Source organism: Streptomyces sp. NPDC104814 (assembly GCF_055583185.1).
In genome coordinates this window covers 19,489-36,843 of sequence record NZ_JBVJOL010000003.1, presented here as the reverse complement: position 1 = coordinate 36,843, position 17,355 = coordinate 19,489, and the positions used below count along the sequence as shown (strand labels likewise).

At 72.9% G+C, this 17,355-nt stretch carries 16 protein-coding genes; 7 read left to right on the top strand and 9 right to left on the bottom strand.

The genetic code is table 11. From position 1 onward, the window contains the following. Positions 1-259 precede the first annotated feature (259 nt). Positions 260-2,290: a thioredoxin domain-containing protein gene (locus ACZ64A_RS13245; protein ID WP_469810240.1), complete on the bottom strand. Its 2,031-nt coding sequence runs from the start codon at positions 2,288-2,290 to the stop codon at positions 260-262. Between the two features lie 293 nt (positions 2,291-2,583). Between ACZ64A_RS13245 and ACZ64A_RS13240 the strand changes: the two genes are divergently transcribed. Next, a complete protein-coding gene (locus ACZ64A_RS13240) occupies positions 2,584-5,790 on the top strand; it encodes a tetratricopeptide repeat protein (protein WP_469810239.1) in 3,207 nt (1,068 codons plus the stop codon). 61 nt (positions 5,791-5,851) lie between these two features. On the opposite strand, the gene ACZ64A_RS13235 is transcribed toward ACZ64A_RS13240, so the two are convergent. Continuing rightward, on the bottom strand, positions 5,852-6,109 hold the full coding sequence (locus tag ACZ64A_RS13235; protein ID WP_469810237.1) for a hypothetical protein: 258 nt from the start codon (positions 6,107-6,109) through the stop codon (positions 5,852-5,854). Continuing rightward, positions 6,102-6,962: a mycothiol conjugate amidase Mca gene (mca, locus tag ACZ64A_RS13230; protein ID WP_469810808.1), complete on the bottom strand. Its 861-nt coding sequence runs from the start codon at positions 6,960-6,962 to the stop codon at positions 6,102-6,104. Before mca ends, ACZ64A_RS13235 begins: the two co-directional genes overlap by 8 nt. A 252-nt stretch (positions 6,963-7,214) precedes the next feature. On the opposite strand from mca, the gene ACZ64A_RS13225 reads away from it, so the two are divergent. Continuing rightward, a complete protein-coding gene (locus ACZ64A_RS13225) occupies positions 7,215-7,613 on the top strand; it encodes a DUF4307 domain-containing protein (protein ID WP_469810235.1) in 399 nt (132 codons plus the stop codon). 243 nt (positions 7,614-7,856) lie between these two features. Then, complete coding sequence (gene greA / locus ACZ64A_RS13220) at positions 7,857-8,354, top strand: transcription elongation factor GreA (RefSeq protein WP_361634279.1); 498 nt, start codon at positions 7,857-7,859, stop codon at positions 8,352-8,354. Positions 8,355-8,426: 72 nt separating this feature from the next. Here greA and ACZ64A_RS13215 read toward each other — a convergent pair whose 3' ends face one another. From ACZ64A_RS13215 to ilvA, 3 genes are all read right to left on the bottom strand, one after another. Continuing rightward, complete coding sequence (locus tag ACZ64A_RS13215) at positions 8,427-9,284, bottom strand: ABC transporter permease (protein WP_469810234.1); 858 nt, start codon at positions 9,282-9,284, stop codon at positions 8,427-8,429. After that, a complete protein-coding gene (locus ACZ64A_RS13210) occupies positions 9,281-10,258 on the bottom strand; it encodes an ATP-binding cassette domain-containing protein (protein ID WP_469810233.1) in 978 nt (325 codons plus the stop codon). The genes ACZ64A_RS13215 and ACZ64A_RS13210 overlap by 4 nt, the downstream gene beginning before the upstream one ends. A 260-nt stretch (positions 10,259-10,518) precedes the next feature. After that, positions 10,519-11,748, bottom strand: a complete 1,230-nt coding sequence (gene ilvA, locus ACZ64A_RS13205) for a threonine ammonia-lyase (RefSeq protein ID WP_469810232.1) — start codon at positions 11,746-11,748, stop codon at positions 10,519-10,521. 163 nt (positions 11,749-11,911) lie between these two features. Here ilvA and ACZ64A_RS13200 point away from each other — a divergent pair, with 163 nt between their 5' ends. The 3 genes from ACZ64A_RS13200 (at position 11,912) to ACZ64A_RS13190 (ending at position 13,335) form a co-directional block, all read left to right on the top strand. Continuing rightward, positions 11,912-12,418 (top strand): MarR family winged helix-turn-helix transcriptional regulator, encoded by a 507-nt coding sequence (locus ACZ64A_RS13200; protein ID WP_469810231.1) that lies wholly within the window; start codon positions 11,912-11,914, stop codon positions 12,416-12,418. Between the two features lie 148 nt (positions 12,419-12,566). Next, positions 12,567-13,073, top strand: coding sequence for a sigma factor-like helix-turn-helix DNA-binding protein (locus tag ACZ64A_RS13195; RefSeq protein ID WP_469810230.1), 507 nt, complete (start codon positions 12,567-12,569; stop codon positions 13,071-13,073). Between the two features lie 13 nt (positions 13,074-13,086). Then, the gene (locus ACZ64A_RS13190; protein ID WP_469810228.1) at positions 13,087-13,335 is read left to right on the top strand and encodes a hypothetical protein; all 249 of its coding nucleotides are present in this window, start codon (positions 13,087-13,089) and stop codon (positions 13,333-13,335) included. 159 nt (positions 13,336-13,494) lie between these two features. Here ACZ64A_RS13190 and ACZ64A_RS13185 read toward each other — a convergent pair whose 3' ends face one another. Further along, entirely contained in the window at positions 13,495-14,649 is a 1,155-nt protein-coding gene (locus tag ACZ64A_RS13185) for a cystathionine gamma-synthase (RefSeq protein WP_469810227.1), read from the bottom strand. A 131-nt stretch (positions 14,650-14,780) separates the two neighbouring features. On the opposite strand from ACZ64A_RS13185, the gene ACZ64A_RS13180 reads away from it, so the two are divergent. After that, the gene (locus ACZ64A_RS13180; RefSeq protein ID WP_469810225.1) at positions 14,781-15,899 is read left to right on the top strand and encodes a hypothetical protein; all 1,119 of its coding nucleotides are present in this window, start codon (positions 14,781-14,783) and stop codon (positions 15,897-15,899) included. A gap of 49 nt (positions 15,900-15,948) precedes the next feature. Here the strand turns inward: ACZ64A_RS13180 and msrA are convergent, their stop codons facing one another. Next, a complete protein-coding gene (gene msrA, locus ACZ64A_RS13175) occupies positions 15,949-16,461 on the bottom strand; it encodes a peptide-methionine (S)-S-oxide reductase MsrA (RefSeq protein WP_469810224.1) in 513 nt (170 codons plus the stop codon). 75 nt (positions 16,462-16,536) lie between these two features. Then, on the bottom strand, positions 16,537-17,268 hold the full coding sequence (locus tag ACZ64A_RS13170) for a helix-turn-helix domain-containing protein (RefSeq protein WP_469810222.1): 732 nt from the start codon (positions 17,266-17,268) through the stop codon (positions 16,537-16,539). Positions 17,269-17,355: the final 87 nt, after the last annotated feature.

Here is a 17,355-nt window from a genome sequence, read left to right as displayed (position 1 = left end):
ATCTCCCGAGCCCCTGAACCCCCGGCACGCGACAGCGGTCACTCCCGTCACGCCCAGCCGCCGAGGCTAACGCCACCCCTTGACACCCGAGGGCCCTCCCGATGGGCCCCAGATGAACACCCCCCGACACGGGGGCGACGCACCGCCGGCAGGACGGCGGGCACCCGCGCGGCGCACCCGCGCGGCGCAGGCGCGCGCCCGCGGCTTTGCCGACCCGGGCCCGTGCCCGTGCCGTCGGGCGCGTCCCGTCGGCGGTGGTTCAGTCGCGGAGGGACGCTCGGAGGGTGTCCGGGTCGGTGGTCGGGGCGTCGCAGGTGAAGTTGCGGCAGACGTAGGCCGTCGGGGTGCCGTCCCTGAGGGGGCGGTCGGCGAGGAGGGGGAACTCGTCGCTGCCGGGGGTGCCGTAGGCGACGACCGCGCCGGGGGCCGTGCCGAGCAGAGCCGTGCGGTGCAGGGTGCGGGCGGCCTCGTCGTCGGTCGAGGCGCCGACGACCGCCACCTCGCGCGGCCCGTCGAGGCGGGCCTCGGCGACGGCCAGGCCCCAGCCGATGAAGCGGGGCACGCGCGGGCCGAGCGCCTTCACCACGCCGAGGGCCTTCTCGGCGGCGGCGCGGTGCGGCTCGGAGCCGGTGTGCGCGGCGTAGCTCAGCAGGGCGCCGGTGGCCGCCGTCCAGCCGGAGGGCGTCGCGTTGTCCGTCGGGTCCTGCGGCCGGCGGATCAGCTGCTCGGCGTCGGCGGCGGTGTCGTACAGGGAGCCGGTCTCCGGGTCGGTGAAGCGGGCCAGCACATGGTCGAGGAGGATGCCGGCGAAGTCGAGCCACACTCCCTCGCCGGTGACGGACGCGAGCGCGAGGAATCCCTCGGCGACATCGCCGTAGTCCTCCAGTACGCCGGTGTGGGCGCCGGCGCGTCCGTCCTTGCTGGTGCGGGCGAGCCGGGCGTGCTCGTCCAGGTGCAGCCGGACCAGCAGGTCGGCGGCGCCGAGCGCGGCGTCGACGAGGTCCGGGCGGTCGAAGTACGCGCCGGTCTCGGCGAGCGCGGCGATCGCGAGGCCGTTCCACGCGGCGACGACCTTGTCGTCCCGGCCGGGGGCGGGCCGCTGGGCACGGGCGTCGAACAGCCGCTGCCTGATGCCGTCGATCCGGCCGGCGTCGAACACGCCTTCCGTCTGCGGGAGTTGCAGCACCGAGGAGCCCTGCTCGAAGGTGCCCTCCTCGGTCACCCCGAAGTACTGCGCGGCGAGTTCGGCGTCGTCCTCGCCGAGCACCTCGCGCAACTGATCCGGCGTCCACACGTAGTACGCGCCCTCGACGTGCCTGCCGGTCCCGTCGTCGCTGTCGGCGTCCAGCGCGGAGGCGAACCCGCCCTCGGCGGTGCGCAGTTCGCGGACCATGAAGTCGGCGGTCTCCAGGGCCACCCGGCGGGCCAGCTCGGACCCCGTCGCACGCCACAGATGCGCGTACACCCGGCACAGCAGCGCGTTGTCGTAGAGCATCTTCTCGAAGTGCGGCACCGTCCAGTCCCGGTCGACGGAGTAGCGCGCGAAGCCGCCGCCGAGCTGGTCGTAGATCCCGCCGCGACCCATCCGCTCGCAGGTGTCCAGCGCCATCTGCAGCGCGCCCTCGGCGCCGGTGCGCGCGTGGTGGCGCAGCAGGAACTCGATCACCATGGACGGCGGGAACTTCGGCGCCCCGCCGAACCCGCCGCGCTGGGGGTCGTACTCCCGGGTGAGCCCGAGCAGCGCCTGCGCCAGCTCCTGCTCGCCGGGCGCGGCGACCGCGTCGTAGGAGATCTCCCGTGCGGACAGGTCCCGGACGATCTTCCCGGCGACCTCGGCGACCTCGTCCCGGCGGTCGGTCCACGCCTGGTGGACGCCCTCCAGCACCTGGAGGAAGGACGGCATGCCGTGCCGGGGCGCGGGCGGGAAGTAGGTGCCGAAGTAGAACGGCTCGGCGTCGGGGGTGAGGAACACGGTCATCGGCCAGCCGCCGTGCCCGGTGGCGGCCTGCACGGCCTCCATGTAGACGGCGTCCACGTCGGGGCGTTCCTCGCGGTCGACCTTGACGTTGACGAAGTGCGCGTTGAGGTAGTCGGCGGTGGCCTCGTCCTCGAACGACTCGTGCGCCATGACGTGACACCAGTGGCAGCTGCTGTACCCGACGCTCAGCAGCACGGGGACGCCCCGTTTGCGCGCCTCGTCGAAGGCCTCGGTGGACCAGGGCCACCAGTCGACCGGGTTGTCGGCGTGCTGGAGGAGATACGGGGAGGTCTCATGCGCCAGTCGGTTCACCCTTCCACTCTCGCACGGGCTCCGCCGCCAGGGAGAAACGCAGGGCCACCGGCGGGGCCCGTCCGGTGCCGCGTCGCGCTCCCGGCCGTACCGCTCCAGGGCCGTATCGCTTCAGAGCCGTATCGCTTCAGGACGGCGTGGTGCGCGGAAGCGGTCGGCGGCCCGGGATCGAGGTACCGACGGCGGCCGGGCGGCCCCGCCCTCGCGGTGACGGACCGTCACCCCTCTCGCATCGGAGCGCGTCCCGAAGGACACTCATGGACAAGGGAGTTGCCGTCGGAGGGGGACGAGGCATGCGAGACGCGCACCGCACGGAGGCCGAGCGGCTGCTGGCCCGGGCCGTGGAGGAGGAGGTACGGCGCTCCGGAGGGCGCACGGACGGCCAGGTGCTGCTCGGGCGGGCGCGCGCCGCGCTGGACGCCATGGCGCAGACGGCGGGCGAGGAGTACGCGGCCTACACCCGCGCCCTCGACGAGGCCGAGGCCGGGCGGCTGGGCTTCGGACAGCGCTACGCCCAGCAGGGCGGCACGACTCCGCTGCTGGTGGCGGTCGTCGCCGCCGTCGCCGCCGGGGTCGCCGACCTGGCCCTGGGCACCGACGCCGGCACCGCGCTCGGCGCGGGCGTGACCGCCGGTGTGGTGGGTGCCGCGGCGACCGTGGTCAAGGCGGCCGGCGCGCACCTGCCCGCCGCCCACCACCGCGCCGGTGCCGCCGGCCAGCCCGGCGGCCCGGAGCAGCTGCGGCTGCAGTGGCTGACGGCGCTGGAGGTACGGGGCATCCGCCCGTTTCTGGACCAGCAGCGGGTGCTGGCCGCCTCCACCGGACCGGTCGGCAAGAAGGCAGGGCCGCAGCTGCGCGGCGCCGACAAGAGCGCGGCCGCCCGCGGGCGTACGGCGCTGGAGCAGTCCTTCGGCCACCTCCCGGACGCGGACGGCCCCTTCGCCGGGCGCCGGGCGGAGCTGGCGCGGATCCGGCAGTGGGTGCAGGCGGCCCGGGCCGGCACACAGACCAAGCCGACCGTCGTCGTCCTGCACGGCGTGCCCGGCAGCGGCCGCACCACCCTCGCCGTACGCGCCGCGCACGATGTGCGCGACCAGTTCCGCGGGGCGTGCGTGGTCGATCTGCGCGGGGACGGCGCGGGCGAGCCGCCGCTGCCCACCCGGGACGCGCTGCTGCACCTGCTGAACCGGCTCGGCGCGCCCCGCGAGCAGCTGCTGTTCCGCGAGCGCTCCTCCCCAGACCAGCAGCTCAAGCGGCTCGGCGAGCTCTACCACCGGCATCTGACCGGGGTGCCGGTCACCGTGATCCTGGACGACGCCGGCGACCCCGAGCAGGTCCGCGCCCTCGTCCCCGAGCACTCCGACAGCCTCGTCCTGGTCACCGCCCGGCACCCCCTCCAGCTGCCCGACGGCCTCGACGCCCGGGTGCACCACCTGCCCGTCGAGGCGCTCGACGCGGCCGGCGCGGAGGAGCTGCTCGGCGCCATGGCCGAGGACAGCTCGGGGCCGTACGACGCCGAGTCCACGGACCGGATCCGGCAGCTGTGCGGCGCGCTGCCGCTGGCGCTGCGCGTCGCCGGCTCGGCGCTCGGCCCGCGCTCGCCGCGGCAGCTGGCCGGCGACCTCGGCGCGTACGGCCCGGTCGAACCGGTCGAGCGGGCCCTGTGGCTGCGCTACACCGATCTCGACGAGCAGCCCCGGCGGCTGCTGCGGCGCCTGGCGCTGGCCGGCCGGGCCTCCCTCGGCGCTGCCGCGGCCGCCGCACTGCTCTCCACCGACCGCGCGGAGGCCACCCGGCATCTGACCACCCTCGCCCGTGCGGGCCTGATCGACCATGTGCGCGGCAGCCGCTACCGGCTGCACGACCTGGTGCGCTCCTTCGCGCAGGCCCGCCTCCTGGACGAGGAGGAGCCCGCCGAGCGCACGGCGGCGCAGGAGCGGCTGATCCTCAGCTACGCCGACCTCGCCGACTCGGTGCTGCGGCTGGTCGACGGCAATGTCTCCACCCGCTCGGACCGGTTCAGCCCGCACGGCTTCACCTCGCTGGACGAGGCGCTGCGCTGGCTGGACGACGAGTCCAGCTTCATCACGGCCACCCTCCGGCACGCCGAGGGCGTCGACCAGCGCGCGGTGCTGAATTTGCTGGGCGCGCTGTGCGACTACTGCCTGCTGCGCGGCGACCTGTACCGGCTCGGCGAGATCAGCGAACTGGCGCAGAGCGTCGACCAGGGCCTGCTGATCCGCTCCGTGCAGTGGCGCACCGGCATCGCGGCCCGTCAGCTCGGTGAACTGGACAAGGCGCGCACCACGCTGACGTCCGTGGTCGACCTGTACCTGGAGGCGCACCACGACGCGGGTGCCGCGCGCGCCCTGTGCTCCCTCGGCATCACCCTGCACCACCAGGGCAACCTCACCGAGGCCGCCGCCAAGCTGCGCGAGGCGCTTGAGATGCAGGCGGCGCCGGACCTGGCCACGGACCGGGCCTGGACGATGCACGCGCTGGCCGCCGTCGAACGCGACCGCGGCCGGCTCGCCGAGGCGCTGACCCTGCTGGAGGACTCCCTGGTGCTGCACCGCGAGGGCAGCTCCGTGCACGGCGAGGCCTGGGCCCACTTCCAGCTCGGCCAGCTGGGGCTGCGCAGGGGCGACGTACCGCGTGCGGAGGGCGACCTGCGCCGGGCGCTGGAGCTGTACGGCCGGACCCGTGACGCGCGCGGAGAGGCCTGGGCGATGACCCAGCTGGCCCGCGCCCGGCTCGTCGACGGCGACGCCGCCGAGGCGCTGGACGGGCTGCGCCGGGCGGCCTCACGGCACCGGGAGAACGAGGACGCCCGCGGCGAGGCGTGGACGCTGTACTACCTGGGCCAGGCGCTGGAGGAGACCGGCGACCTGGACCGCGCGGTACGCGAGCTGGAACGGGCCCGGACGATGTTCTCCCGGATCCGGGACGTGTACGGCCTGGCCTGCGCCCGGCACCACTCGGCGCGGGTCACCCGTGACCAGCGGGCGGCGCAGACCGGCAGCCTGCGCAACTCCGGGTTCGCGCGGCAGCTGCTGGTGGACGCCCGCGCCGACTTCCAGCGCATCGGCGTCGCCCACGGCGAGGCGTGGACGTGTCTGGAGCTGGCGGTGGTGGACGCGGGCAACGCGCGCATCCCGCAGGCGCTGGCGCTGTGCGACGAGGCCGCCGACCTGTTCGCCTCCTACGGCGACCGGCGCGGCGAGGACTGGGCACGCTTCCTGCGCTGCACGCTGCTGCCGTACGCGGCCCCCGGCGGGGTGGAGGTCGGCACGGCGGTCGCGCAGGAGGAGCTGTCCCGGCTGGCCCGCGCCGGCCATCCCGGCCGGGACGGGAAGCTGGACGACTACCTGGAGGCGTACCAGCTGCTGCTGGAGCGCGGCATCACCCTGGAGGCGGGCTGGCAGGCCTGGCGCCTGGGCATGACCCCGAACCGCCACGCCCGCGAGGTGATGGGCGTGCGGGTCCCGGCGGAGAACTGACCGAAGCCGCCGGAGCGTCCCTCCCGGCCGGGCTGTGATGGGCCCGGCCGGCAGCGCCCGCTCAGCCCTGCTGCGGCTTGACCTTCCCGGAGGGCGTGCCCTCGGCGCCCGAGGGCTCACTCTCCGGCGTCTCCTGGAAGTCGACCTTGCGCATGTGCTTGCTCATGGACTTCATCAGGGCCCACACCGCCAGCGCCATCGCCGCGAAGACGACGAAGCCGAGGATGCCCGGCGTCACCTTGTCCTTGTCGAAGCTGTCGGCGGCGACGGGCAGAAGGTGCGTCACGGCCAGGCTCATGCTTGCGCTCATGTCAGGCATTGTCGCGGATGCCCGCAAACAGGTCGTCCTCGGGGAGGGAGGTGTCGACGAGCGACTTCGCCAGCTCGTACTCCTCCGTCGGCCAGACCTCCTTCTGCAGCTCCAGCGGCACCCGGAACCACCCGCCGTCCGGATCGATCTGCGTACGGTGCGCGATCAGCGCCTTGTCGCGGATCTCGAAGAACTCGGCGCACGGAATGTGCGTGGTCAGCGTGCGCTCCGGCCGGTCCGACTCGTCCCACCGCTTGAGCCACTCGCCGTAGGGGGACTCCAGCCCCCGGTCGAGCAGCGCCTTGTGCAGCGCCTCGGTCCGCTGACGGTTGAAGCCCTGGTTGTAGTACAGCTTCAGCGGCTGGTACGCCGGGCCGTACACGTCCTCCGGGTACTTCTCCGTGTCCGCCGCACCCTCGAACGCCACCATCGAGATCTTGTGGGTCATGATGTGGTCGGGGTGCGGGTAGCCGCCGTTCTCGTCGTAGGTGGTGATCACCTGGGGACGGAAGGCGCGGATCTGCTTCACCAGTTCCCCGGCCGCGTGGTCGACGTCCTCCAGGGCGAAGCAGCCCTCCGGCAGCGGCGGCAGCGGGTCGCCCTCCGGCAGCCCGGAGTCGACGAAGCCGAGCCACTCCTGCTTGACCCCGAGGATCTCGCGGGCTTCGTCCATCTCCTTGCGGCGGACCTCGTGGATGTTCTCCTCGATGTACGTGTCGCCCTGGAGCTTGGGGTTGAGGATGGAGCCGCGTTCCCCGCCCGTGCAGGTCACCACCAGCACGTCCACCCCCTCGGACACGTACTTGGCCATGGTGGCCGCGCCCTTGCTCGACTCGTCGTCGGGATGGGCGTGGACGGCCATCAGTCGCAGCTGGTCAGTCAAGACTCGATCCTCGTAGGTCGGCGCCCCCGGGGTCCCCCGGTGTCCTCGGGCGCAAGTGAGCTGGTGTCGTCCCGCGGGGACGTCGTTCAGGGGCGGTGGTCGGCTGGCGGGCGGGCGGCTTCTATAGTGACCGAATCGGGCGGCGAATAATTCCGGCTCCCCCGCGGACGTCCGTTTCCGGACGTGTCTCCGCCCCGCCCGTCCCGCCGAGGGCCTGCCGAGAGGACGATCATGAGTACGGCGAGCACACAGCTGCCGCAGGAGCGCTACGGCCGCTCCTCGGACGTGCGCAGCGACCGCACCCTGAAGATCGTCGGGGCGGTTCTGGGCGCCGTACTGCTCGCCGTGATCGGCTGGTTCGGCTACCACTACGTCGCCGGCAGCGGCATCAGCGCCCAGGTGATCACCTTCGACGCCTCGGACAACGCGGTCAAGGTGCATCTGGAGGTCCACAAGGACGCCGGCACCGACGGCTACTGCACCCTGCGCTCGCAGGCGGCGGACGGCACCGAGGTGGGCCGCGCGGACTTCCGCTTCACCGGGCCGGACACCCGTATCGACCGGGTCGTCACGCTGCGTACGACGGCTCGCGGGTCGACGGCCGAGCTGCTCGGCTGCCACCGCGGCTGACGCAGCGGCCGGTCCCTGGTGTCCCGGTGGGCACACAGGCCACGCGCGACACCCCTGATACGGCTGACACGTCCGCCATCACCCGGAATACGCAGGCCCTGACCTGCGTTGACGCAAATTAGATGGCTTATGTCCTCCCCCTGCGGCCCCTGAATTGTTAGGCTCGTGGTTTCGCCCATCCATGAGGGAACATTCTTCTGGGTAGGGCGATGCTTTGTATCCCAGTACCTACGAGGAGCACCTGTGACCCAGACCAGCGAGAACGTCACCTGGCTGACCCAGGAGGCGTACAACAAGCTCAAGGCTGAGCTTGAGTACCTTACTGGTCCCGCGCGCGCGGAGATCTCGGCGAAGATCGCGGCCGCGCGCGAGGAGGGCGACCTGCGTGAGAACGGCGGGTACCACGCGGCCAAGGAGGAGCAGGGCAAGCAGGAGCTCCGCGTGCGGCAGCTGACCCAGCTCCTCGAGAACGCCAAGGTCGGCGAGGCGCCGGCCTCCGACGGCGTGGTCGCGCCGGGCATGGTCGTGACGATCGCCTTCGACGGTGACGAGGACGACACGCTGACCTTCCTGCTCGCCTCCCGCGAGTACGCCAGCTCCGACATCGAGACCTACTCGCCGCAGTCCCCGCTCGGCTCGGGCGTGATCGGCCACAAGGTCGGCGACGACGCGGAGTACGAGCTGCCCAACGGCAAGAAGGCCTCGGTCCGCATCCTGACGGCCGAGCCGTACAACGGCTGACGGCCCGCCCCCACCGGCTGTACCGCGAAGCCCCCGGCGTCCACGACGCCGGGGGCTTCGCCGTGCCGTGGGTCAGGCCGTGGCCGAGCGGTACTTGCGGACGGCCAGGGTGCGGAAGACGACGATGATCAGGATCGAGTAGATCAGCGACGCCCACACCGGGTGCTGCATGGGCCAGGCACCGGAGTGCGACTGGCCGGGGTTGGCGAACAGCACCCGGGCGGCCTGCACCGTGGCGCTGAACGGGTTCCACTCCGCTATGTGCCGCAGCCATGGCGTCATGTGACTGGTGTCCACGAAGGCGTTCGAGATGAACGTGACCGGGAAGAGCCAGATCAGTCCACCGGAGGTGGCCGCCTCCGGGGTGCGCACGGACAGCCCGATCAGCGCACCGATCCAGGTGAAGGCGTATCCGAGCAGGAGCAGCAGCAGGAACGCGGCGAGGACCTTGGCCGCGTTGGTGTCGCCGTTCGACCCGACGCGCCAGCCGACCAGCAGCGCCACCACGGCGAGCACGACCAGCGTCAGGGCCGTCTGCACGAGGTCGGCGAGCGTACGCCCGGTGAGCACCGCGCCGCGCGCCATGGGCAGGGAACGGAAGCGGTCGATGAGCCCCTTGTGCATGTCGTCGGCGATACCGGCACCGGAGCTGGCGGTGGCGAAGGTGACGGTCTGGGCGAAGATGCCGGCCATCAGGAAGTTCTTGTAGTCGGTGGCGCTGGTGCTGCCGCCGATCTGCATGGAGCCGCCGAAGACGTAGGTGAACAGCACCACGAACATGATCGGCTGGATGAGGCCGTAGATCACCATCTCGGGAATCCGGGACATCCGGATCAGGTTCCGCTGGGCGACGACCAGTGAGTCGCGGACGGACTGGCTGACCGGGTTGCCCGACGGGGCCACCCGGGCGCTGTCGGTGAGGGCACTCACTTCACGGCCTCCTTGTCCGTCTCTTCTTCCTTCTTCTCGGCGACGTGTCCCGTCAGGGACAGGAAGACGTCGTCGAGGGTGGGCCGGCGCAGGCCGATGTCGTCGATCTCGATGCCGCGGGTGTCGAGCTCGCGGATCACCTCGGCGAGCAGCTTGGCGCCGCCCGTGACCGGCACGGTCAGCTTGCGGGTGTGGTCCTCGACCGTGGTGTCGCCCTTGCCGAAGCCGCGCAGCACCTCGGTGGCGATGGGTATGTGCTCCCGCTCGTGCACCACGACCTCCACGCGCTCGCCGCCGGTGCGGGCCTTGAGCTGGTCGGAAGTGCCGCGGGCGATGACGCGGCCGTGGTCGACGACCGCGATGTCGTGCGCGAGGTGGTCGGCCTCCTCCAGGTACTGGGTGGTCAGCAGCAGCGTCGTACCGCCGGAGACGAGCTGTTTGATGACCTCCCACAGCAGCTGGCGGTTGCGCGGGTCCAGACCGGTGGTCGGCTCGTCCATGAACATCACCGGCGGGGAGACGACCAGCGCGGCGGCCAGGTCGAGGCGGCGGCGCATGCCGCCGGAGTACGTCTTGGTGGGGCGGTCGGCCGCGTCCGCCAGGTCGAACTGCTCCAGCAGCTCGGCGGCCCGGGCCTTCGCCGCCCTGGCCTTCATCTGGTACAGCCGGCCGACCATCCGGAGGTTCTCCCGGCCGGTCAGATACTCGTCGACCGCGGCGAACTGGCCGGACAGGCCGATGGAGCGCCGCACGTCGTTGGGGTGCTTGAGCACGTCGACACCGGCGACGACGGCCCGGCCGCGGTCGGGGCGCAGCAGGGTCGTCAGGCAGCGGACCGTGGTGGTCTTGCCCGCGCCGTTCGGCCCGAGCAGGCCGAGGACGGTGCCCTCGGGGACGTCGAGGTCGACGCCGTCCAGAGCCTTTACGTCACCGAAGGTCTTGACCAGCCCCTCGGCATAGATGGCGCCTGGCATATGGGTCTCCACGTCATGGGGGATTCTTCGGAAAGCCTAGATTCGGGTGGTTTGTTCCGCCTGGCAGGTCCGGGTGGACGCGGTCGGCGACGGCCTGCCCTGTGACTCACACCATAACGCGATGTATCGCGTCCCTCAATGGATTTCCCCGAACGAGTGACGCAAGCGGTCTCGGCTGCGTTTCCGGGCTGCCGCGGGCTTCCGGGGTTCCGGGCTTCCCGGTGGACGTTTCCGGGGTTCCGGGCTTCCCGGTGGACGCCTCAGCCGATGACCGTGTAGCCCGCCCGGCTCAGGGCCTGGCCGACCTCGGCGCAGTGCGCCGGGCCCTTGGTCTCCAGGTGCAGCTCGACCTCGGCCTCCGTCAGCCCGAGCCGCGGATCGGTCCGGACGTGGCTCACGTCGAGGACGTTGGCGTCGACCGCCGACAACACCCCGAGCAGCGCGGCGAGCGCGCCCGGCCGGTCCGTCAGACGGACCCGGACGGCCAGGTAGCGGCCCTGCGCGGACAGCCCGTGGCGCAGGATGCGCTGCATCAGCAGCGGGTCGACGTTGCCGCCGGAGAGCACCGCCACCACCGGGCCCTCGAAGGCGTGCGGCTCGCTGAGCAGCGCCGCGACCGGGCTGGCTCCGGCCGGCTCCACCACCAGCTTGGCCCGCTCCAGGCACAGCAGCAGCGCGGTGGACAGCGCGTCCTCGCTGACCGTGCGGACCTCGTCGACCAGCTCCTCGACGAGGGCGAACGGCACGTCGCCGGGCCGCCCGACCCGGATGCCGTCGGCCATCGTCGCCGGGTGCTCGACCACGACCGGCCGCCCCGCCGCCAGCGACGGCACATACGCGGCGGCGCCCTCCGCCTGCACCCCGACGACGCGCACGTCCGGCCGCAGCGACTTCACCGCGACCGCGATCCCGGCCGCCAGTCCGCCGCCGCCGATCCCGACGACGATGGTGCGGACCTCCGGGCACTGCTCCAGGATCTCCAGGCCGACCGTGCCCTGGCCGGCGATGACGTCGGGGTGGTCGAAGGGGTGGATGAACACCGCTCCGGTCCGCTCCGCGTACTCCTGCGCGGCGGCCAGCGTCTCGTCGACCACATGTCCGTGCAGGCGCACCTCGGCGCCGTAGTCCTCCGTGGCGCTGATCTTGGGCAGGGGGGCGCCCTTCGGCATGAACACCGTCGAGCGCACCCCGAGCAGCGACGAGGCGAGCGCCACGCCCTGCGCGTGGTTGCCCGCGCTCGCGGCGACCACCCCGGCGGCCCGCTCCTCGGGCAGCAGCCCCGCGATCCGTACATAGGCGCCGCGCAGCTTGAACGACCCGGTCCGCTGGAGGTTCTCGCACTTGAGGTGCACCGGCGCGCCCACCAGCTGCGACAGGCGCCGGCTGCCCTCCATCGCGGTCACGCGCGCGACCCCGGTGAGCATCTTCCGGGCCCCGCGGACGTCGTCCAGGGTGACCGGCGGCAGGGTGGTGACCGTGCGGTGGTTCATCCCTCAAGTCTCGCAGTTCGCCCCGGCGCGGCGCGGCTGTGACCAACCACCGAGACCCGGATCGCGCAGCGTCGGTACGGCCGGGGGCCGGGCCGCGTACCCTGTCCCCCAACCCAGCAGCCCTTCATGAAGCGAGCCCCCGGCCATGCCCACAACACCAGAAATGTCGATGGACATGACGACCGTCGGTGACACCGGTCTTCTCGACACCCTCCAGCACGAGGTGGCGGTGTTCGCCCGCCGCGCCGAACAGACCCGGCTCGGCGGGGTCGGGCAGGTGCGCAACTCCATGGACCGTGCGGCGTATCTGCTGCTCAACCGGCTCGACAAGGAAGGCCCGATGGGCGTCAAGGCGCTCGCGGCGAGCATGGGGATCGACTCCTCGACGGTCACCCGCCAGGTCGCGCCGCTCGTCGACACCGGCCTCGTCAAGCGGACCTCGCACCCCGAGGACGGCCGGGCGGTCGTCCTGCAGCTCTCCCCGCGCGGGCAGACCCGGCTGGAGGAGGTGCGCTCCTCCCGGCGTCAGCTGATGGCCGAGCTGACGCACGACTGGGCGCCGGAGGAGCGGGAGACGTTCTGCGCGCTCCTGACGCGTTTCAACGGCGCCCTCTCCGCCCGCACGGCGGGCCAGGGCCTGCCCCAGGCCGAGACCACCCCGGCGACCTGACGGCCGGAACGCCCCGGGCACCCCGGCCGCACGAGGTCGTGCGCGGCTCTTGACCGAAAGGCTGCGCCTGGCCTCATATGAGACCGGGTGCCCGCCGGTACGGCCCCGGGGCCCGGTTTCTCTTCGGACGCCCTCAGGGGGAGGCGCGGTGCGGGAACGGCATGCGTCGCAGGGTGCCCGGCGGGCCCGGGAGTTCGAGGCGTTCGTGGCGGGGGCGGCCGGGCGGCTGCTGCACACCGCCACCCTGCTGACCGCGGAGCCGCCCGACGACAACCCGCGCGCCCGGCGCCTGCTCACGCTGGCGCTCGCGCACACGTACGCGTGCTGGGACCGGCTGCGCGGCGAGGACCCCTACGACCGCGCCCGCCGGTATCTGGCCACCCGCTTCGCCCACAGCGCCTGGCACCAGTACGGCGGTCTCCTCGACCGCACCCCGCCCCGGCCCGGCGCCCCGCTGGGCCGTCTGTCACCGCAGGAGCGGCTGGTCCTGGTCCTGCGGCTGTTCGAAGGCGTCGGCGAGGAACAGATCGCGGCGCTGCTGGGCTTCCCCGTGGACCGGGTGCGGGCCCTGTCCCACCGCGCCATGACGACGCTGCTGCACCCGCCGCGGGGCCCGGCCCCGGCTCCCGTCGCGGCGAAGGCTGCACCGTCATGACCGGGAGGCGGACGTGAACCGGCCGGAGCGCGAGGCGCAGGTCCGGCGGATCATGGAGCAGACGTCGGTGCGGGTGCCGCCGGAGCTGCACGGGGAGGCGGTGCGCCGCGGCACGCGCCTGCTGCACCGCCGTGCGACGGCGCGCCGGCTGATGTGGCTGCTGCTGGCCGCGGCCGCCGTGGCGTTCACCGTCTGGGCGGTGACGGTGCAGCCGTGGGCGCAGCCGCCGTCCGACACGACGCCGCCCCTGACCGGCTGGTGAATGCACCCGGGCGGTCCGGCCGGCCGGGCGCCCGCGGTCCGCTCCCGCCCGGACCGGCCGGGCGTCCACGGTCCTTCCGCTCGGATGCCCACGGTCCTTCCGCTCGGACCGGCCGGGAGGCACCGCACCTCACGGCCGGTCCGGTCCGAACGGCAGGTCCTAGCCGAGCGCCTGCTGCAGGTCCTCCAGCAGGTCGTCGACGTTCTCGATGCCGACGGACAGGCGCACCAGGTCGCCCGGCACCTCGAGCGCGGAGCCGGCCGCGGAGGCGTGGGTCATCCGGCCGGGGTGCTCGATCAGCGACTCGACGCCGCCGAGGGACTCGCCGAGCGTGAACACCTTCGCGCGGTTGCAGACCTCGACGGCCGCTTCCTCGCCGCCCTCGACACGGAAGGAGATCATGCCGCCGAACGCCTTCATCTGCTTGGCGGCGATCTCGTGCCCGGGGTGGTCCTCGAGGCCCGGGTAGAGCACCTTCGTCACGCGCGCGTGCCGGGTGAGCATCTCGGCGACCTTGGTCGCGTTGGAGCTGTGCCGGTCCATGCGCACCGCGAGGGTCTTGGTGCCGCGCAGCACCAGCCAGGAGTCGAACGGCCCGGCGACCGCGCCCATGGCGTTCTGGTGGTAGGCCAGTTCCTCACCGAGGCCCTGGTCACTGACGATCAGCGCGCCGCCGACCACGTCCGAGTGCCCGCCCATGTACTTGGTGAGCGAGTGGACGACGACGTCCGCGCCGAGCGACAGCGGCTGCTGAAGGTAGGGCGTGGCGAAGGTGTTGTCGACGACGAGCTTCGCGCCGGCGTCCCGGGCGACCTGGGCGACGGCGGCGATGTCGGTGATGCCGAGCAGCGGGTTGGAGGGCGTCTCGACCCATACGACCTTGGTCTTCGGGGTGATCGCGGCGCGCACGGCGGCCGGGTCGCTGGTGTCGGCGACCGACCACTCGATGCCCCAGCGGGAGACGACCTTGGCGAAGAGGCGGAAGGTGCCGCCGTAGGCGTCGTTGGGGATGACGACGTGGTCGCCGGGGCTGAGCAGCGTACGCAGCAGGCAGTCCTCGGCCGCCAGTCCGGACGCGAACGCGAGGCCGCGGCGGCCGCCCTCCAGGGCGGCGAGGTTCTCCTCGAGGGCGGTGCGGGTCGGGTTGGCGCTGCGGCTGTACTCGTAGCCGCCGCGCAGGCCGCCCACGCCGTCCTGCTTGTAGGTCGAGACCTGGTAGATCGGCGGGACGACCGCGCCGGTGAGGGGATCCGCGGTGTTGCCCGCGTGGATCGCGAGGGTCTCGAAATGCTGACTGATGTGCCTGTCGCTCATGGGCACCGAGCGTAGTGCGCGCGGTCGCCGAATGGCGCCCCGGAGGCGGCGCCGGTGCCCGCCCGAGGAGTTTTCCACAGGTCCGCCGGACGGGTTGGCCAATTGTCGGCGCGGTCTGGTTCGCTGGAGCCATGGAGATTCTCTGGGCCCTGATGGCCGCGGCCATGCTGTCCATCGTGCTGCTGCCGGTGCTGAGGCGCCGGCGGAGCATGATCGAGCAGGTCCCGCCCGGCCACCCGGACGCGGCGGACCCCGCGGACTACGGCTTCGTGCGCGAGGAGGAGCTGGACATCCGCATGCCCGGCGCCGACCAGGACCTGCTGGACGTGCTGGACGTCGTGCAGCACACGCGGGAGTACAAGGCGGCGGCGCAGCTGCTGGCGGGCACGGAGATGCAGGGCGAGCTGCGCTGGCAGCGGGTGCAGGCGTTCGCGGGCGCGGCCGCGCTGGAGCTGCAGCAGCGGCCGGGCGGGGTCGGCGAGATCCCCGGCGGGCAGTGGCTGCGGGTGTGGCGGGCCGAGCAGCCCAAGGACGCGGGCGGCGCGGCGGTGCACGCCGAGTTCCTGGTGCAGCAGGCGTGGCGGACGTCCACGCCGGGCACGGACGACTTCCGGATCATCATGGAGGAGGCCAAGGCGGCCTGCGGGCAGGCGGCGCTGCTCGCGCCGGGCGACCCGGTCCCGTACATCGTCGAGCTGTCGGTGGCGCGCGGTCTGGCGTATGCGCGCGAGGAGTTCGAGCAGCTGTGGCTGAAGATCCTGGACCGCGCGCCGAACCACATGGGCGCGCACCTCGCCGCCCTGCACTACTGGTGCGAGAAGTGGCACGGCTCGCGTGAGCTGGCGTACCAGTTCGCGGAGGCGGCGGCCGCGCGGGCCCCGAGAGGCTCGCTGCTGGCGGCGATGCCGCTGTTCGCGGTGTTCGAGCACCTGCCGGAGGTGAACCTGGTCCGCGGCTTCTACCAGAGCGAGGTCGTCACCAGGGCGATCCACGGCGCGCTGCACGCGGTGCACGCGGCCCGTCACGACGATCCGATGCTGGCGCACGTGCGGCACCTGCTGGTGTTCTTCCTGGTGCGGGCCGAGCGCTGGGCGGAGGCCATGAACCAGCTGGTGCACGTCGACGGCCATGTCGGCGCCCTGCCGTGGACGCTGTCGCCGGACCCGGCCGCGGAGTTCGCGGTCTACCGGGCGCTGGCGGTGGCGGGCTACGAGGCGAACGGCGGCAGCCCGGCGACACTGCCGCACTGAGCACGCGGGTGCTCGCGCGGGCAGCTTTGCCGCCGGGCCGTCGTCGAGGTCAGCCCTCCGCGCGGGTGGGCAGGCGCCATCCCGGACGCGGGAAGTGGCAGGTGTAGCCGTCCGGGTAGCGCTCCAGGTAGTCCTGGTGCTCCGGCTCGGCCTCCCAGAAGGGGCCGGCCGGCTCCACCTCGGTGACGACCTTGCCCGGCCACAGGCCGGAGGCGTCCACGTCCGCGATCGTGTCCTCGGCGATCCGCTTCTGCTCGTCGTCCACGTAGTAGATCGCCGAGCGGTAGCTGAGGCCGATGTCGTTGCCCTGGCGGTTCTTGGTGCTCGGGTCGTGGATCTGGAAGAAGAACTCCAGCAGGGCGCGGTAGTCGGTCTGCTCCGGGTCGAAGAGGATCTCGATGGCCTCCGCGTGCGTGCCGTGGTTGCGGTACGTCGCGTTCGGCACGTCGCCCCCGGTGTAGCCGACCCGGGTCGCGGTCACGCCGGGAAGCCGGCGGATCAGGTCCTGCATCCCCCAGAAACATCCGCCCGCGAGCACGGCCCTCTGCGTCTGCGCAGCCATTGCGGTCCTCCAAAATTTCGTCTGCTTGCCCGCCCTCCTCAACACGTGAGGGTGCCGGGCGATTCCGTGCCCTGGTCAGCGCGCCAGGAGCCGTAGACCCCCGGCCACTTCCCGCAGGCACCGCACCGCCAGTTCCGCCGGGGCGCCCTTGCCCGTCGTGCCGGCGTCCGTCGTCGACCAGGTCTCCAGGGCCACGCGGATCGCGTCGGTCGCCGTGGCGGCGAGCAGCCGCAGCCGCAGGGGGTCCGCCTCGGGTCCGGCCAAGTCGGCGAGGACGGGGAGGAGCTTCTCCTCCGACTCGCGGTTGACGTCGTACCAGACCGACCGCAGGGCCGGGTCGTCCTGGGCCGCCCGGAGCAGGCCGCGGGTCCAGCGCAGGGCCTCCCCCGCCGTGTCGTCCGCCGGTGTGAGGGAGGCGACGACGGCCTCCTCCAGCGCCTGGGCGAGCCCCCGCCCCCGACCGGTGACCGCCGCACCCTCGCCCCGACCGGCCGCCGCCGCCCCCTCGCCGAGAGCAGCCTCCCCCTCACCGAGACCGGCCTCCCCCGCCCCCTCGCCCCGACCCGCCTGCGCGAGCAGCGTGCGCCAGCGGTCGCCGCCCGCCGCGAGCAGGGGCCCGACCGCGTCCTGCTTGCTGCGGAAGTACCGGTAGAAGGTCCGCAGCGCGACTCCGGCGCGGGCCGCGATCTCCTCGGCGGTCGTGCCGTCGGGCCCCTTCTCCGCGAACAGCTCCGCCGCCGCACGGGCGATGTCGAGCTGGGTCGCGGCCTTGCGGCGCTCGGTGAGCGAGGTCCTGGGCTGGTTCATGGCAGGAAGCGTACGGGGGCCTCGGAGGTGACAGAAGGCATGGAGTGCCTTTATGGCAAAACGTGCCATGCAGGCGTACGGTGCACT